Source organism: Cryptosporangium minutisporangium, from assembly GCF_039536245.1.
Lineage (GTDB): Bacteria > Actinomycetota > Actinomycetes > Mycobacteriales > Cryptosporangiaceae > Cryptosporangium > Cryptosporangium minutisporangium.
This window is the reverse complement of record NZ_BAAAYN010000006.1, coordinates 310059-325307: the sequence shown is the minus strand read 5'-3', so window position 1 is coordinate 325307 and position 15249 is coordinate 310059. Positions and strand designations below refer to the sequence as shown.

General features: G+C 72.6%; 15 protein-coding genes. 9 read left to right on the top strand and 6 right to left on the bottom strand.

Annotation, left to right across the window (positions count from 1 at the left end; translation table 11 throughout):
• Positions 1-764, bottom strand: a 764-nt coding sequence (locus ABEB28_RS06330) for a MaoC/PaaZ C-terminal domain-containing protein (RefSeq protein ID WP_345727016.1), incomplete at its 3' end; no start/stop codon positions are given.
• Complete coding sequence (locus ABEB28_RS06325; RefSeq protein WP_345727015.1) at positions 761-1711, bottom strand: SDR family oxidoreductase; 951 nt, start codon at positions 1709-1711, stop codon at positions 761-763. The genes ABEB28_RS06330 and ABEB28_RS06325, both read right to left, overlap by 4 nt.
• 89 nt (positions 1712-1800) lie before the next feature.
• Here ABEB28_RS06325 and ABEB28_RS06320 point away from each other — a divergent pair, with 89 nt between their 5' ends.
• Entirely contained in the window at positions 1801-2556 is a 756-nt protein-coding gene (locus tag ABEB28_RS06320; protein ID WP_345727014.1) for an enoyl-CoA hydratase family protein, read from the top strand.
• Positions 2553-3638 (top strand): NAD(P)H-dependent flavin oxidoreductase, encoded by a 1086-nt coding sequence (locus ABEB28_RS06315; RefSeq protein ID WP_345727013.1) that lies wholly within the window; start codon positions 2553-2555, stop codon positions 3636-3638. Before ABEB28_RS06320 ends, ABEB28_RS06315 begins: the two co-directional genes overlap by 4 nt.
• A 28-nt stretch (positions 3639-3666) precedes the next feature.
• On the opposite strand, the gene ABEB28_RS06310 is transcribed toward ABEB28_RS06315, so the two are convergent.
• From ABEB28_RS06310 to ABEB28_RS06300, 3 genes are read right to left on the bottom strand one after another with little or no spacing between them, the layout of a single operon-like run.
• The gene (locus ABEB28_RS06310) at positions 3667-4818 is read right to left on the bottom strand and encodes an acetyl-CoA C-acetyltransferase (RefSeq protein ID WP_345727012.1); all 1152 of its coding nucleotides are present in this window, start codon (positions 4816-4818) and stop codon (positions 3667-3669) included.
• 10 nt (positions 4819-4828) lie between these two features.
• Positions 4829-5608 carry an SDR family oxidoreductase gene (locus ABEB28_RS06305; protein WP_345727011.1) on the bottom strand — a complete coding sequence of 260 codons (780 nt, stop codon included), beginning with the start codon at positions 5606-5608 and terminating at the stop codon, positions 4829-4831.
• Entirely contained in the window at positions 5605-6792 is a 1188-nt protein-coding gene (locus ABEB28_RS06300; RefSeq protein WP_345727010.1) for an acyl-CoA dehydrogenase family protein, read from the bottom strand. The genes ABEB28_RS06305 and ABEB28_RS06300 overlap by 4 nt, the downstream gene beginning before the upstream one ends.
• A gap of 113 nt (positions 6793-6905) precedes the next feature.
• On the opposite strand from ABEB28_RS06300, the gene ABEB28_RS06295 reads away from it, so the two are divergent.
• The 6 genes from ABEB28_RS06295 to ABEB28_RS06270 are packed head-to-tail and all read left to right on the top strand — an operon-like array spanning position 6906 to position 12973.
• Positions 6906-7853: an enoyl-CoA hydratase gene (locus tag ABEB28_RS06295; RefSeq protein ID WP_345727009.1), complete on the top strand. Its 948-nt coding sequence runs from the start codon at positions 6906-6908 to the stop codon at positions 7851-7853.
• On the top strand, positions 7850-9205 hold the full coding sequence (locus tag ABEB28_RS06290; RefSeq protein WP_345727008.1) for an acyl-CoA dehydrogenase family protein: 1356 nt from the start codon (positions 7850-7852) through the stop codon (positions 9203-9205). The genes ABEB28_RS06295 and ABEB28_RS06290 overlap by 4 nt, the downstream gene beginning before the upstream one ends.
• Complete coding sequence (locus tag ABEB28_RS06285) at positions 9202-10173, top strand: acyl-CoA dehydrogenase family protein (protein ID WP_345727007.1); 972 nt, start codon at positions 9202-9204, stop codon at positions 10171-10173. The genes ABEB28_RS06290 and ABEB28_RS06285 overlap by 4 nt, the downstream gene beginning before the upstream one ends.
• Positions 10174-10176: 3 nt before the next feature.
• The gene (locus ABEB28_RS06280; RefSeq protein WP_345727006.1) at positions 10177-11328 is read left to right on the top strand and encodes an acyl-CoA dehydrogenase family protein; all 1152 of its coding nucleotides are present in this window, start codon (positions 10177-10179) and stop codon (positions 11326-11328) included.
• A gap of 20 nt (positions 11329-11348) precedes the next feature.
• Positions 11349-12218 (top strand): CoA transferase subunit A, encoded by an 870-nt coding sequence (locus ABEB28_RS06275; protein ID WP_345727005.1) that lies wholly within the window; start codon positions 11349-11351, stop codon positions 12216-12218.
• On the top strand, positions 12215-12973 hold the full coding sequence (locus tag ABEB28_RS06270; RefSeq protein WP_345727004.1) for a CoA-transferase subunit beta: 759 nt from the start codon (positions 12215-12217) through the stop codon (positions 12971-12973). The genes ABEB28_RS06275 and ABEB28_RS06270 overlap by 4 nt, the downstream gene beginning before the upstream one ends.
• Here the strand turns inward: ABEB28_RS06270 and ABEB28_RS06265 are convergent.
• Entirely contained in the window at positions 12970-13587 is a 618-nt protein-coding gene (locus ABEB28_RS06265) for a TetR/AcrR family transcriptional regulator (RefSeq protein ID WP_345727061.1), read from the bottom strand. The genes ABEB28_RS06270 and ABEB28_RS06265 overlap by 4 nt on opposite strands.
• A gap of 69 nt (positions 13588-13656) precedes the next feature.
• On the opposite strand from ABEB28_RS06265, the gene ABEB28_RS06260 reads away from it, so the two are divergent.
• Complete coding sequence (locus ABEB28_RS06260; RefSeq protein WP_345727060.1) at positions 13657-15237, top strand: AMP-binding protein; 1581 nt, start codon at positions 13657-13659, stop codon at positions 15235-15237.
• The last annotated feature ends 12 nt before the right edge of the window (positions 15238-15249 follow it).

Below are 15249 nucleotides of genomic sequence, written 5' to 3'. Positions count from 1 at the left end.
GACACCACGTCGAACGTGCCGCCGGGGTAGCTGCGGACCGTCACCGTCTCGCCGGGGAAGACCGGCGCGGCGAACCGGCCGGACAGCTCCCGCAGGTCGGCGGGGTGGGCGCCCACGGTCTCGGCGAGAGCCAGCGCGGCCGTCGCGAGCGTCGCCAGGCCGGGCCGGACCCGGATCGGCAGGCCGATCGCGGCGGCGGCGGTGGGGTCGACGTGGATCGCGTGCCGGTCGCCGAGCAGCCGATAGAGCGCGGCCGCGTTCGGCGCGAGCGCCACCGGTGCGGTGTCGATCGGCGCGCTGTCCGGCGGCGCCGGCCGGCCCGGACCGCGCTCACCGCCGAAGCCACCGCGGCCGGGCGCGAACAGCGTCCAGGTGGCGACGAAGCACCGGCTCTCGACCGTGACGTCGAAGACCGCCGCGCTGCCCTTGTCCCAGACGTCGCCGACGCGGGCGGAGAGCGTCAGCTCGCCGGCGGGCGGAAGGGGTTCCCGCACGGTCAGCCGCTGGGCGCCGTGGAGCGCGGTGGCGACGTCGAACGCACCGGCGGAGCCGAGCGCGTCCGGCGCCCACTGTGCGAGCGTGAGCGCGAACGACGGCAGCACCCGCAGCTGCTTCTCGTAGACCAGGTCGAGCTGGTCGGGGCGGGCGCCGACGGCCAGCGCGTAGAGGATGGGATCGCGCTCGGTCCAGGCCACCGTGCGGTCGCCGAGGTGCCGCCCGGCCCAGTCACCCGCGGTGACGGGCGCGGCGGCCGACGCGGTCACGCCCGCACTCCGGTGGGGGCCGTCGGCGCGGGAGCGGCCGGGCGGGCGCCGTAAACCGGCTCCGGGGCGGTCGCACGCTCGAGCAGCGCGCGCAGGGCCGGGCCGACGTCGGCGGCCTTCCAGCGCGTACCGAGCTCGTGCGCCGGCCCGTGCCGCCACCCCTCCTCGACGCAGATCTGGCCGCCCTCGATCTCGATCACCCGACCGGTGACGTCGCCCGCCTCGACGCTGGCGAGCCACGCCACCACCGGCGACACGTTCGCTGGGTCCATCGCGTCGAACCCCTCGGCCGGCCGCGCCATCTTCGTCGCGAACGGCCCGTCGGTCATCCGGGTCCGCGCGGACGGCGCGATCGCGTTCACCGTGACCCCGTAGGAGGCCAGCTCCTCCGCGGCGACCAGGGTGAGCCCGGCGATCCCCGCCTTCGCCGCCGAGTACGTGCCCTGCCCGACGCTGCCCTGCAGCCCCGCGCCCGAGGACGTGTTGATCACCCGCGCCGCTCGCGGGCGGCCGGCCTTCGCCTCCCGCCGCCAGTACGCCGCGGCGTGGCGCAGCGGCGCGAAGTGCCCCTTGAGGTGCACGCGGATCACCGCGTCCCACTCCTCTTCGGACGTGTTCACCAGCATGCGGTCGCGGACGAAGCCCGCGTTGTTGACGAGGACGTCCAGCCCTCCGAACGCCTCGATCGCCTGCGCGACCATCGCCTCGGCGGCGGCGAAGTCGGCGACGTCGGCGCCGTTGGTGACCGCCTCACCGCCGGCCGTCCGGATCGCCGCCGCGACCTCCTCGGCCGGCGCGCTCGACGCACCCTCCCCCGAGCCGGAGGTGCCGAGGTCGTTGACGACGACCTTCGCGCCCTGCCGCGCGAGTTCCAGCGCGTGCTCGCGCCCCAGGCCACGCCCGGCACCGGTGACGATCGCGACGCGCCCTTCGAGGATGCCGGTCATCCGCACTCCTTCTCCGTTCGAGTCAACCCGGTCTGCACCGACCAAGCGGCTGCTAGGCTACCAAGCAATCGCTAGGTTAGGAACGCGCCATGACTCTCTCGACCCAGCTCGTGGACGGCTCGATCGGCGTCGTCACGATGGACTATCCGCCGGTGAACGCCCTACCGGTCGCCGGATGGTTCGGAATCGCCGAGACGCTGCGGTCGCTCGGCGAGGATCCGGCCGTCCACGTGGTCGTTCTCCGCGCCGAGGGGCGCGGGTTCAACGCCGGGGTGGACATCAAAGAGATGCAGCGCACGGCCGGGTTCGACGCGCTGATCGGCGCGAACCGGGGCTGTTACGCCGCATTCAAGGCCGTCTACGAGTGCCCGGTGCCGGTGATCGCGTCCGTGCAGGGCTTCTGCCTCGGCGGCGGCGTCGGGCTGGTCGGCAACTGCGACACGATCGTGGCCAGCGACGACGCGTACTTCGGCGTCCCCGAGGTCGACCGGGGTGCGCTCGGCGCCGCGACGCACCTCGCGCGGCTGGTACCGCAGCAGCTCATGCGAACGATGTACTTCACCGGCCGCACGATCCCGGCGGCCGAGTTGCACCGGCACGGGTCCGTGCTCGACGTCGTCCCCCGCGAGGAGCTGGCGGAGGCGACGCTCGTGGTGGCACGGGAGATCGCGGCGAAGGACACGCGGGTGATCCGGGCGGCCAAGGAGGCGCTCAACGGCATCGAGCCGGTCGACGTCAACCGCAGCTACCGCTTCGAGCAGGGCTTCACGTTCGAGCTCAACCTCGCCGGGGTCGCCGACGAGCACCGCGACGCGTTCGTGCGCGACGGGCACGCGACGCGATGAGCCGGCTCCGCACCCCGCTCACCGAGCTCACCGGCGTCGAGCACCCGATCGTCCAGACCGGAATGGGCTGGGTCGCCGGGCCGCGGCTCGTCTCGGCCACCGCCAAAGCCGGCGCACTGGGGATCCTCGCGTCGGCGACGATGAGCGTCGACGAGCTGGAGAAGGCGATCCTGGAGGTCCAGGAGCGCACCGACCGCCCGTTCGGCGTCAACTTGCGGGCGGACGCGGGCGACGCCGGCCAGCGCGTCGACCTGCTCATCCGGCACGGCGTGAAGGTGGCCTCGTTCGCGCTCGCGCCGAAGCCGGAGCTCATCGCGAAGCTCAAAGAGCACGGGATCGTCGTCATGCCCTCGGTCGGCGCCGCGAAGCACGCCCGCAAGGTGGCGTCGTGGGGCGCGGACCTCGTGATGGTGCAGGGCGGGGAGGGCGGCGGCCACACCGGCCCGGTGCCGACGACGCTCCTGCTGCCGTCCGTCCTCGACGCCGTCGACATCCCGGTGGTGGCGGCCGGTGGATTCTTCGACGGCCGCGGCCTGGCCGCCGCGCTCTCCTACGGCGCCGCCGGCATCGGGATGGGCACGCGGTTCCTGCTCACCAGCGACAGCGCGGTCCCCGACCCAGTCAAGCGGCAGTACCTGGAGTTCGGCCTCACCGGCACGGTCGTGACGACGAAGGCCGACGGCATGCCGCACCGGCTGCTGCGCACGCCGTTCGTCGAGTCGCTGGAGAGCGGGAACCGCCTCCGCCGCGCGACCTCGACGGTGGGGCGGACGCTGGCCTACAAGCGGATGAGTGGAGCCTCCTGGCGCTCCCTGCTGGCCGACGGCTGGGCGATGACCCGCGGCAGCGATCGCTCCTGGGCGCAGACGATGCAGGCCGCGAACACCCCGATGCTGCTGCGCGCCGGCCTGGTCGAGGGCGACACGTCGGCGGGCATGCTAGCGTCCGGCCAGGTAGTAGGCATGATCGAGGACCTGCCCAGCTGCGCCGAACTCGTCAACCGCACAATCGCCGACGCCGTCGCCCATCTCACCGCCGCCCATGGGGCCCTGGGGGGCGATGCACAGAAGTCGCCGGCATAGCGGCGAAATCTGTGCAACGCCCAGGGCGTCAGAGACGTTCGAGGATCGTCACGTTGGCCTGGCCGCCGCCCTCGCACATCACCTGCAGGCCGTAGCGGCCGCCGGTGCGTTCCAGTTCGTGCAGCAGGCTGGTCATCAGCCGGGTCCCGGTCGCGCCGATCGGGTGGCCGAGCGCGATCGCCCCGCCGTTGACGTTCGTCTTCGCCAGGTCGGCGCCGAGCTCCTCCGCCCACGCCAGCACCACCGACGCGAACGCCTCGTTGACCTCGAACAGGTCGATGTCGTCGATCGTCAGCCCGGCCTTCTCCAGCGCCCGCCTGGTCGCCGGGATCGGCCCGGTGAGCATCCACACCGGATCGTCGGCGTAGACGCTGAGGTGGTGCACGCGCGCCCGCGGCGTGAGCCCGTGCGTCGTCACCGCCGACGACGAGGCCACCAGCAGCGCGCTCGCCGCGTCACTGATCTGCGAGGCCAGCGCCGCGGTGAGCCGCCCGCCCTCACGCAGCGGCGCGAGCGACGCCATCTTGGCGAGCGACGTCCCGCGCCGGGGACCTTCGTCGGTCGTGAACTCCCCGACCGGCTCGATCTCCCGCTCGAAGTGGCCGGAGTCGATCGCCGCGAGCGCCCGCTCGTGGCTGGCGAGCGCGAACTGCTCCATCCGCTCCCGGGAGAGCCCCCACTTCTCCGCGATCATCTCCGCCGACCGGAACTGGGAGACCTCCTGGTCGCCGTAGCGGGCCTGCCAGCCCGGCGACTCGGCGAACGGGGTCGTGAAGCCGAACTGCTCCCCGACGGTCATCGCCGCCGAGATCGGGATCGCGGACATGTTCTGCACACCGCCGGCGACGACCAGGTCCGCGGTGCCGGACATCACCGCCTGCGCGGCGAAGTGCACCGCCTGCTGCGACGACCCGCACTGCCGGTCGATCGTGACGCCGGGGACGTGGTCGGGTAGCCCGGCGACCAGCCACGCGGTGCGCGCGACGTCGCCGGCCTGGGAGCCGATCGTGTCGCAGCAGCCGAGGATGACGTCGTCGACCGCGGCCGGGTCGACGCCGCTGCGGCGCATCAGCGCGGCGAGCACGTGCCCGCCGAGGTCGGCGGAGTGCATCCCCGCCAGCGAACCACCCCGTTTCCCCACGGGGGTGCGGACCGCCTCGACGATGTAGGCCTCGGGCACGGGGATCCTCCTACGGATGCTGGCTGCTGACGGAGACGACCTCGCCGGTCAGGTACGACGAGTAGTCGCTGGCGAGGAACACGACGACGTTGGCGACCTCCCACGGCTCCGCGGCCCGCCCGAACGCCTCCCGGGCGGTCAGCTCGGCGAGCACCTCGTCGGAGGTGACCTTGGCGAGGAACGGGTGCATCGCCAGGCTCGGCGAGACCGCGTTGACCCGGATACCGTGCGACGCCAGATCGAGCGCGGAGCAGCGAGTCAGCGCCATCACGCCGGCCTTCGCGGCGGCGTAGTGCGCCTGGCCCTCTTGGGCGCGCCAGCCGACGACCGACGCGTTGTTGACGATCACGCCCCGGCGTCCGCTGTTCACGAGACGTCGCGCGGCGGCCCGGGTGCAGCGCATCGTCCCGGTGAGCGTGATGTCGAGTACCCGGGACCACTGCTCGTCGGTCATCTCGAGGATCGACGCGGTGCCGCCGAGCCCGGCGTTGTTGACCAGCACGTCGACACCGCCGAACGGCTCCGCCGCGGCGAACAGCGCTTCGACGTCGTCCTCGCTCGTCACGTCGCAGAGCACACCGGCGACGCGCTCGGCGCCGAACTCGCCACTCAGGGTCTCGACCGCCTCGTCCAGACGGCGCTTGTGGACGTCGCCGAGCACGACGGCGCGGGCCTCCTCCTCCAGGCACCGGCGGACGACCGCCGCGCCGATCCCGGCGCCGGCCGCGGCCGTGACCACCACCGTGCGCCCGCTCAGCAGCGAGTGACCCGGCACGTACTCAGGAATCACGGGCGAGGCTCCTTCGGTAGGCCGAGCACGCGCTCGGCGAGGATGTTGCGCTGCACCTCGTCCGAGCCGCCGTAGAGGGTGTCGGCACGGGAGAACAGGTACAAAGTCTGCGCGTCGTCCAGCGCGTAGTCCGGGCCGACGGTCAACCCGCCAGCGCCGCGGACGTCCATCGCCAGTTCTCCCAGCTCCCGGTGCCAGCGGGCCCAGAGCAGCTTCGACACCGACGCGGCCCCGGGAGCGGTGGCGTCCTCGCTGAGGGTCCGCAGCGCGTGGGTGCGCAGGACCTCCAGGCCGAGCTTGGCACGGGCGATCCGGTCGGCGATCAGCGGATCGTCGAACGACCCGTTGGCGCGGGCCTCGGCCACGACCGTGCCGAGCTCGCGGGCGAAGCCGACCTGCTGCCCGATCGTGGAGACGCCCCGCTCGAAGCCGAGGGTGGCCATCGCGACCCGCCACCCGTCTCCCGGCTCGCCCACGACCAGATCCGCGCGCGTGCGGGCTCCGGCGAAGAACACCTCGTTGAACTCGGAGGTGCCGGTGAGCTGCTGGATCGGGCGGATCTCGACGCCGGGCTGGTCGAGCGGGACGAGCAGGTAGGACAGCCCGGCGTGGCGGCGGGAGCCCGGCTCGGTGCGGACGACCGCGAAGCACCAGTCGGAGTGGTGGGCCAGCGACGTCCAGATCTTCTGCCCGTCGATGACCCACTCGTCGCCGTCCCGGTGCGCGCGGGTGCGGACGTTCGCGAGGTCGGACCCGGCGTCCGGCTCGGAGTAGCCTTGGCACCACAGCTCGGTGACGTCGACGATCCGGGGCAGGAACCGGGCCTTCTGGACGTCGGTGCCCAGCGCGATCAGCGTCGGGCCCAACAGTTCCTCGCCGAGGTGGTTGACTCGAGCCGGTGCGTTCGCGCGGGCGTACTCCTCGTGGAAGACGACCTGCTGGAGCAGGCTGAGCCCGCGGCCGCCGTACTCGACCGGCCAGCCGAGGCAGGTCCAGCCCGCGGCGGCGAGGTGCCGGTTCCAGGCGATCCGCTCCGGGTAGGCCTCGTGCTCCCGCCCGGAGCCGCCGAGACCGCGCACCGCCGCGAACTCGCCGGTCAGGTTGTCGGCGAGCCAGGTCCGCACCTCTTTGCGGAAGGCGGCCTCCTCCGGGAAGGCGTCCTCGGACGAGTATGTCGTGTCCACCGGCTCCTCCTCGTCGCGGGCACACTCACCCTACTTCACCAAGCACTTGTTTGGTAGCGTGCCAGGTAGTGCCCGGTGGGTCTCGCAGGCGCACGAACCGAGGAGGGACTTCCATGACGACGTTCGAGCCGCACGTCGAGAACGGCGAACCGGTCGTCACCTACGAGGTGCGGGGGCCGGTCGCGCTCGTCACGGTCAATCGTCCGAAGTACACGAACGCGCAGAACTCCAAGGTCACCTACGCCCTGGACGCGGCGTTCGTCCGGGCCGTCGACGACGACGCGGTCAAGGTGATCGTGCTGGCCGGCACCGGGAAGCACTTCAGCGGCGGCCACGACATCGGCACCCCCGGCCGGGACATCGACGAGTCGTTCGAGCGCAAGGCCGTGATCTGGTGGGACCACACCGACAAGCAGGGCGTCGACTCCCGGTACGCCCGCGAGTCCGAGGTCTACCTCGGAATGTGCCGCCGCTGGCGCGAGATCCCGAAGCCGATGATCGCGATGGTCCAGGGTGCGTGCATCGCCGGTGGGCTCATGCTGGCCTGGTCCTGCGACTTCATCGTCGCCTCCGAGGACGCGTTCTTCTCCGACCCGGTCGTCCGGATGAACATCCCGGGCGTGGAGTACTTCGCCCATCCGTGGGTGATGAACCCCCGCGCGGCCAAGGAGTTCCTCTACACCGGTGACCGGTTCTCCGCGCAGCGCGCCCACGCCCTCGGCATGGTCAACCACGTCGTTCCGCGGGACGAGCTGGAGACCACGGTGTTCGCGATGGCCGAGCGCATCGCGAAGATGCCCCGGCTCGGGCTCGCGCTGACGAAGAAGGCGATCAATCAGGCCGAGGATCTGCAGGGCCTGCGTACCGGGATGGACTCGGTCTTCGGACTGCACCACGCCGCGCACGCCCACAACGCCGAGGTCAGCACCGACTCCCTGGCCGGCCTGGACGCCCGCGCGATGGCCGCCTCGAACAAGAAGGCCGTCGCCGACGCGGCGCAGCCGCCCGCAACCCCGGCGGCAACCCCCGACGCCGCGGCGGGCTCGGCGAGCCGGGCATGACCACCGACCCGTCCGGCGGGGCGGTGTTCTTCGGCGACCCGGACTCCCTCCGCGACCCGGACTACCTCGTCGGACCCGACCCCCTCGATCACCTCGAGGGCCTCGGATTCCCCGGCCCGCCGCCGCCCGGCAGCGTGCCCGGCCGTCGCGGCGGAACCGCGCCTCGCGACACCTGGGGCTCGGATCGCGGTCTGGACTTCACCGAGCGCGAACTCGCCTTCCGCGCCGAGGCCCGGCAGTGGCTCGCGGATCACAGCCCGGGGCGTCTGCCCTCGATGGACACGCCCCGGGGTGCCCGCGCCCATCGGGAGTGGGAGCGGGAGCTCGCCGCCGCCCGCTGGTCGGTGGTGGCCTGGCCGGAGGCGTTCGGCGGACGCGACGCGTCGCTGGTCGAGTGGGTCCTGTTCGAGGAGGAGTACTACCGCGCCGGCGCTCCGACCCGGATCGCCCAGAACGGCATCTCGCTGCTCGCCCCGATCGTGTTCGCCCACGGCACGCCGGAGCAGCAGCAACGCATTCTTCCCCGGATGGCGGACGGCACCGACGTCTGGGCCCAGGCGTGGTCGGAGCCGGAAGCCGGTAGTGACCTGGCGGGCATCCGGAGCCGTGCGACCCGCGCCGAGGGCGGCTGGATCCTGAACGGGCAGAAGATCTGGAGCTCCCGCGCGCCCTTCGCCGACTTCGGCTTCGGCCTCTTCCGGTCGGATCCCGACGCCGAGCGCCATCGCGGTCTGACCTACTTCCTCTTCCCGCTGGACGCCCCCGGCGTGACGGTCCGGCCGATCGCCCAGCTCGACGGCGACCCCGGTTTCGCCGAGATCTTCTTCGACGACGTCTTCGTGCCGGACGCGGACGTGCTGGGCGGCGTCGGGGACGGCTGGCGGGTCGCGATGAGCACCGCGGGCAACGAACGTGGGCTGTCGCTGCGCTCACCGGGCCGCTTCCTCGCCGCCGCCGACCGTCTCGTCGACCTGTGGCGCGGGCGTGGGACCGACCAGCCCGCTGCCACCGAACGGGTCGTCGACGCGTGGATCGGCGCGCAGGCCTACCGCTACTACACCTGGGACACCGTCGACCGGCTGCGGGCAGGCGGCGACGTGGGCGCGCACGGCAGCGTCAACAAGCTGTTCTGGTCGCAGCTCGACGTCGACCTGCACGAGACCGCGCTCGACCTGCTCGGGCCGGAGCAGGAACTGGTCGGACCGTGGATCGACGACTACCTGTTCGCCCTCGGCGGGCCGATCTACGCGGGCACGAACGAGATCCAGCGGACGATCGTCGCCGAGCGCCTGCTCCAGCTTCCGCGCGGGGACGAGCGTCGCCCCCGGACCGATCGGGAGGCCCGCGCATGAGGTTCGCACTCACCGACGAGCAGCGCGCGTTCGCCGACGCGCTCGACGCCCTGCTGGCCGCCGCGGACGTCCCCGCGGCCACCCGGCGCTGGGCCGACGGCGACCCGGCCGACGGCCTGCACCTCTGGGGGCGCCTGGCCGACCTCGGGGTCACCGCGTTGGGCGTCCCGGAAGAGCACGGTGGCCTCGGCGGCACGCCGCTCGACGTCGCCGTGGCACTGGAGCGCCTGGGCTACCACGGGGTGCCCGGACCGTGGATCGAGTCGGTCGCGCTCGCACCGGCCCTGCTCGCCGACGCCGCCCCCGAGGTCCTGCCCGAGCTGGCCAAGGGAACTGCGCGCGTCACCTGCGCGGCGCTGCCCTGGGCGCCGCACGCGCTGGACGCCGACACCGCGACGCACGTCTACCTGCTGACCGGCGGCGCGCTCAGCCGGGCCCGCGTCGACCGGCCGCTCCGGTCGGTCGACCCGGCGCGGGCCCTCGCGCCGCTCACCCCGGAGGAGACGATCGGCACCGTCGACGACCGGGTCGTCGACCAGGTGGCGCTGGGTACCGCGGCGTGGCTGGTCGGCGCCGGGCAGCGCCTGCTCGACGACACGGTCGCCTACGTCACCGCTCGCCGCCAGTTCGGTCGGCTCATCGGCGAGTATCAGGCCGTCAAACACGCGCTCGCCGACGTCCGCGTCGGCCTCGACTTCGCCCGGCCGCTGGTCGGCGGTGCGGCCCGGTCGCTCGGCTCGGCGGTGACTCCGGAGGACGCGTCCCGGGAGGTCTCCGCCGCGAAGGTGCTGGCGTCCGACGCCGCGCACCGGGCGGCCCGCACCGCACTCCAGCTGCACGGCGCGATCGGCTACACCCGGGAGTTCGACCTGAGCCTCTGGCTGCTCCGGGTCCGCGCGCTGCTCGGGGCCTGGGGCACGCCAGCGTTCCACCGGGCACGAATCGCCGCGTCGCTGCGGGGGGCGTGAGCCATGCGCCTCGCACTCGACGACGACCAGCGGGCACTCGCCGACGCGGTGACCCGCCTGGCCCGGCGCCGCGCCGACACCCTCGATCTGCGCGCGGCCCTCGCGTCCGACCGCGGTTACGACGACGTCCTCTGGACGACGCTCTGCGAACAGATCGGTGCGGCGGCACTCGCGATCCCGGAGGAGCACGGCGGCGCCGGCTACACGGTGAGCGAGACGCTCGTCGTGTTGGAGCGGCTCGGCGCGGACCTCACCCCGACGCCGCTGCTGGGGTCCGGAGTCCTCGCCACCCAGGCGATTCTCGCCGCGGCCGGACCCGAACACCGCGGACGGCTGCTGCCCGGCCTCGCGGAGGGCCGCACGATCGGAGCGCTGGCCTGGGCCGACACCCGCGGCCGGTGGCGCACGGACGGCTCGGACGTCGAGGCCAGGCGGGCGGATGGCCCGGCCGCGGCCGGCCCGGCGGCGGGCGGCTCCGCCGACGGCTGGCGGCTGTCCGGCACCGCGACGCTGGTCGTGGACGGCGCCGAGGCCGACCTCCTGCTCGCGGTGGCCACCACGCCGGACGGCGTCGGCCTGTTCGAGGTGGCGCCCGGGGCTCCGGGTGCGATCCGGGAGCCGACGCCGGCCCTCGACCCCACGCTCCGGTTCGCGACCGTCCACTTCGACGACGCACCGGCCACCGCGCTCACCACCGACGCCGCTGAGGCGCTGGAGCGAGTGCACGACGTGGCGACGGTCGCGGTGACCGCACTGCAGGTGGGCGGTGCTCAGGCCGCGCTCGATCGCACCGTCGAGCACCTGCGGACCCGCGTCCAGTTCGGCCGGCCGCTCGGGTCGTTCCAGGCGCTCAAGCATCGGGTGGCCGACCTGCACGTCCAGGTGGAGAGCGCCCGCTCGATGTTCCTGGCCGCCTTGTGGGCCGCCGCGGCCGCCGACGCCGACCCGGACGCCCTGCGCTACCGCGCCGCGTGCGCCAAGGCCTGGTGCTCCGAGGCGTTCAGCACGGTCGCCGCGGAGATGGTGCAGCTGCACGGCGGCATCGCGATCACCTGGGAGCACGACGCCCACCTGTACTTCAAACGAGCGCACGCGACCGCACAGCTGTTCGGCCCGGCCGGCGCTCACCGCCGCCGGCTCCTGGAGTACGTGTGATCGCGATCGAGGGAGAACGAATGGGAAACAAGACCCTGGCACTGGCCGACGTCGCGAGCCACGTCGAGTCCGGCATGACGATCGGCATCGGCGGCTGGGGTTCCCGGCGCAAACCGATGGCGCTCGTGCGTCAGCTGCTCCGCAGCGACGTCACCGACCTGACCGTGGTGAGCTTCGGCGGTCCGGACGTCGGCCTGCTCTGCGCCGCCGGAAAGGTGCGCCGGGTGATCTACGGGTTCGTCTCCCTGGACAGCATTCCGCTCGACCCGCACTTCCGCGCCGCCCGCGAGCAGCACGGCCTGCCGGTCACGGAGTACGACGAGGGCATGTTCGTCGCCGCGCTGCGGGCCGGGGCGAGCCGGTTGTCGTTCCTGCCGACCCGGGCCGGGCTGGAGAGCGACGTCCTGCGGCGCAACCCGGAGTTACGCACGGTCGCGTCCCCCTACGACGACGAGGTGTACGTGGCGGTGCCGGGCATCCGGCTGGACGTCGCGCTGATCCACCTCAACCGGGCTGACGCGCAGGGCAACGGCCAGTACCTGGGGCCGGATCCGTACTTCGACGACGTGCTCGCGATGGCCGCCGACCGCTGCCTGCTCAGCGTCGAGAAGATCGTGGACACCGCGGAGCTCACCGCGACCGCGCCGCCGCAGTCCCTGCTGATCAGCCGGTTGTTCGTGCACCACGTCGTGGAAGCACGCAACGGCGCCCACTTCACGTCCTGCGAGCCGGACTACCGCCGCGACGAGGCGTTCCAGCGCCACTACGCCCGGAGCGCCGCGGACCCCGACGCGTGGCGGACGTTCACCGAGGAGTTCCTCACCGGGGACGAGGACCAGTACCAGGCAGCGGTGAAGAGCCTGCGGACTCTCGAAGGAGCACCGGCATGAGCGACGTGACCCGCGCCGAGATCTGCGTGACCGCCTGCGCGGACGCCTGGCGGGGCGCCGGGGAGGTCCTCGCGCACGCGGTCGGGACCGTCCCGGCGATCAGCGCCCGGCTCGCCCGCCTGACCCACTCCCCCGATCTGGTGCTCACCGACGGGGAGGCGTTCCTGATGAGCGAGCCGCCGCCGCTGGGCGGCACCGCCGCCGACGGCGGCGTGATCGAGGGCTGGGCGCCGTTCAGCCGGATCTTCGACATCCTCAACTCGGGGCGACGCCACAGCATGATGGGCGCCAGCCAGATCGACCGCTACGGCAACCAGAACATCTCGCTGATCGGCGACTGGGACCGCCCGACCCGACAGCTGATCGGGGCCCGCGGCGCGCCGGGCAACACTGTGAACCACCGCACCGACTACTGGGTGTCCCGGCACTCGGCGAAGGTGTTCGTGGAGTCCGTCGACGTGGTCTGCGGGGTCGGCAACGACCGCGCCCGCGCGCATGCGAGCAGCTCACTGCGGTTCCACGACCTCGGCGTGGTGGTCACGAACCTGGCGGTGCTCGGCTACGACGCCGACGGTCGGCTGGAGATCCGCTCGCTGCACCCCGGGGTGACCGCGGAGGAGGTACAGGCCAACACCGGGTTCCCGATCGAGTGCCGATCCGCACCGCCGACCCGTCCGCCGACCGCGGAGGAACTGGAGCTCATCCGGACGGTCATCGACCCGAAAGGGCTGCGCGACCGAGAAGTGCGGAGCTAGGCGAGCAGGCCACCGAAGAGCATCGCGAGGTACTGCTCCGCGACCTTCTCGTGGCCGAGTTTGCCGTCCGGGGAGTACCAGCGGACCGAGCCCCAGACCGAGTCGCGGATGAACCGATAGGCGACGCCGGGCTCCAGGTCCTGCCGGAAGGTGCCTTCCTTCCGGCCGGCCTCGAGCACGTCCAGCCAGATCTGCGCGATGTCGTTGCTGGTCTGGGCCACGTAGGAGAAGTCCGGAAGATGGGCGAGCAGCGACGACTCGTTCTGGTAGAGCGCCACGGCGTGCGGGCGTTCGTGAATGGTGGCGAAGGAGGAGCGGATGAGCCCTTCCAGGACCTGCCGCGGCCCTTCGCCCTCGGCGACGATCTCCGCGAACGCCGCGTGGAGGCTGCCCATGAAGTCCCGGAGGATTTCGTCGAGCATCGCCTCTTTGGAGTCGAAGTGGTGATAGAGGCTGCCGGAGAGGATGCCCGCCGCATCCCCGATGTCCCGCACGGTCGTCTGGGTGTAGCCACGGTCCGCGAACATCTCCGCAGCGATGCCGAGGAGCTCGCTCCGACGTCCGAGCGACTTCTGGGACGTGGCGCGGCGCTTCGAGCGCGGCACGGACTCCATCGACACCATGCACCTAGTTTACCGAACAAGCACTTGCTCAGGGAGGCAGCCATGTCCACCGCACGGACGATGCCCGGGCTACTGCGCGAAGCGGCCGAGCGCCATACCGACCATCCGGCGATCGTCGACGGTTCGCTGCGGCTGACCTACGCCGATCTGCTCCGCGAGGTCGAGACCGCGAGCCGAGCGTATCTGGCGTCGGGCATCCGGCCCGGTGATCGGGTCGCGATCTGGGCACCGAACCAGGCGGAGTTCATCGTCGCACTCTGCGGCGCCGCGTACCTCGGCGCCGCGGTGGTGCCCCTCAACACCCGCTTCCGCGGCGCCGAGGCGCGGATGATCCTGGAGCGGTCGCGGGCCTCGGCGCTCGTCGTCTCCGACGGCTTCCTCGGCCAGGACTACCTGGCGATGCTGGCACGCGCCGGCGCCCCGGAGACCGACGGCACCGGACCCGCCGACGGCACCGGACCGCCACACCTGCACACGATCGTCGACCTGGGTGCCGGGACCCACCCGGACGCGGTGACCTGGGCCGACTTCCTGGACCGGGCCGCCCAGGTGGACCCCGCCGAGGCCGCCGCCGCCGCGGACGCCGTCACGCCGGACACCATCTGCGACATCCTCTACACCTCCGGCACGACCGGCCTGCCGAAGGGGGTGATGAGCGCCCACCGGCAGACGATCGGCGTGGCCGACGTCTGGGCGCGTGGTGCGTTACTCAGCGAGGCGGACCGGTACGCGGTCGTCAACCCGTTCTTCCACAGCTTCGGCTACAAGGCCGGCTTCGTCACGTCGTTCACCGCGGGCACCACGGTCTACCCGGTACGCACGTTCGACCCCGAAGCGCTGATGAGTCTGATCCAGCAGGAACGGATCACCGTGCTCCCGGGCGCGCCGACGATCTTCACGACGCTGATCAACCACCCCGAGCGCGTGGACTACGACCTCTCGTCGCTGCGGTTCGCGATCGCCGGGGCCGCCACCGTGCCGGAGAACCTGTTCGTGCAGATGCTCGACGTACTCGGCTTCGACCAGGTCGCCCAGGCCTACGGGCTGACCGAGTGCGTGGTCGCCACGCAGTCCCGCCCGAACGAGGACCCCCGGCACGTCGCCGAGACCACCGGCCCGGCCGTCGACGGCCTGGAGATCCGCATCGTCGACGCCGACGGCACCGCGCAGCCGACCGGCGCCGACGGGGAGATCCTGATCCGCGGGAACAACGTGATGCTCGGCTACTTCGAGGACCCGGAGGCCACCGCGGCCACGATCGACCGCGACGGCTGGCTGCACACCGGCGATCAGGGCCGTCTGGACGAGCACGGCTGCGTCACGATCACCGGCCGGCTCAAGGACATGTTCACGGTCGGCGGGTTCAACGTCTACCCGGCCGAGGTGGAGAACGTCGTCGCCGGTCACCCCGCGATCGCGGAGGCCGCGGTGATCGGTGTTCCGGACGACCGGCTCGGCTCGGTCGGGCGCGCGTACGTCACGCTGCGGCCCGGTGCGGCCCTCGACGACGCGGAGCTACTCGCGTACTGCCGGGAGCGGCTGGCGAACTTCAAGGCTCCCCGCGAGGTCGTCGTGCTGGACGAGTTGCCGCGCAACGCCAGCGGCAAGATCCTCAAGCGCGTCCTGGCCGGCGGGGCGTGAGCGTCCTGCGCC

Bases quoted from the DNA above. Each gene is read 5' to 3' on its own strand.
- ABEB28_RS06325 (WP_345727015.1), bottom strand. From the start codon at position 1,711: ATGACCGGCATCCTCGAAGGGCGCGTCGCGATCGTCACCGGTGCCGGG.
- ABEB28_RS06320 (WP_345727014.1), top strand. From the start codon at position 1,801: ATGACTCTCTCGACCCAGCTCGTGGACGGCTCGATCGGCGTCGTCACG.
- ABEB28_RS06315 (WP_345727013.1), top strand. From the start codon at position 2,553: ATGAGCCGGCTCCGCACCCCGCTCACCGAGCTCACCGGCGTCGAGCAC.
- ABEB28_RS06295 (WP_345727009.1), top strand. From the start codon at position 6,906: ATGACGACGTTCGAGCCGCACGTCGAGAACGGCGAACCGGTCGTCACC.
- ABEB28_RS06290 (WP_345727008.1), top strand. From the start codon at position 7,850: ATGACCACCGACCCGTCCGGCGGGGCGGTGTTCTTCGGCGACCCGGAC.
- ABEB28_RS06285 (WP_345727007.1), top strand. From the start codon at position 9,202: ATGAGGTTCGCACTCACCGACGAGCAGCGCGCGTTCGCCGACGCGCTC.
- ABEB28_RS06280 (WP_345727006.1), top strand. From the start codon at position 10,177: ATGCGCCTCGCACTCGACGACGACCAGCGGGCACTCGCCGACGCGGTG.
- ABEB28_RS06275 (WP_345727005.1), top strand. From the start codon at position 11,349: ATGGGAAACAAGACCCTGGCACTGGCCGACGTCGCGAGCCACGTCGAG.
- ABEB28_RS06270 (WP_345727004.1), top strand. From the start codon at position 12,215: ATGAGCGACGTGACCCGCGCCGAGATCTGCGTGACCGCCTGCGCGGAC.
- ABEB28_RS06265 (WP_345727061.1), bottom strand. From the start codon at position 13,587: ATGGAGTCCGTGCCGCGCTCGAAGCGCCGCGCCACGTCCCAGAAGTCG.
- ABEB28_RS06260 (WP_345727060.1), top strand. From the start codon at position 13,657: ATGCCCGGGCTACTGCGCGAAGCGGCCGAGCGCCATACCGACCATCCG.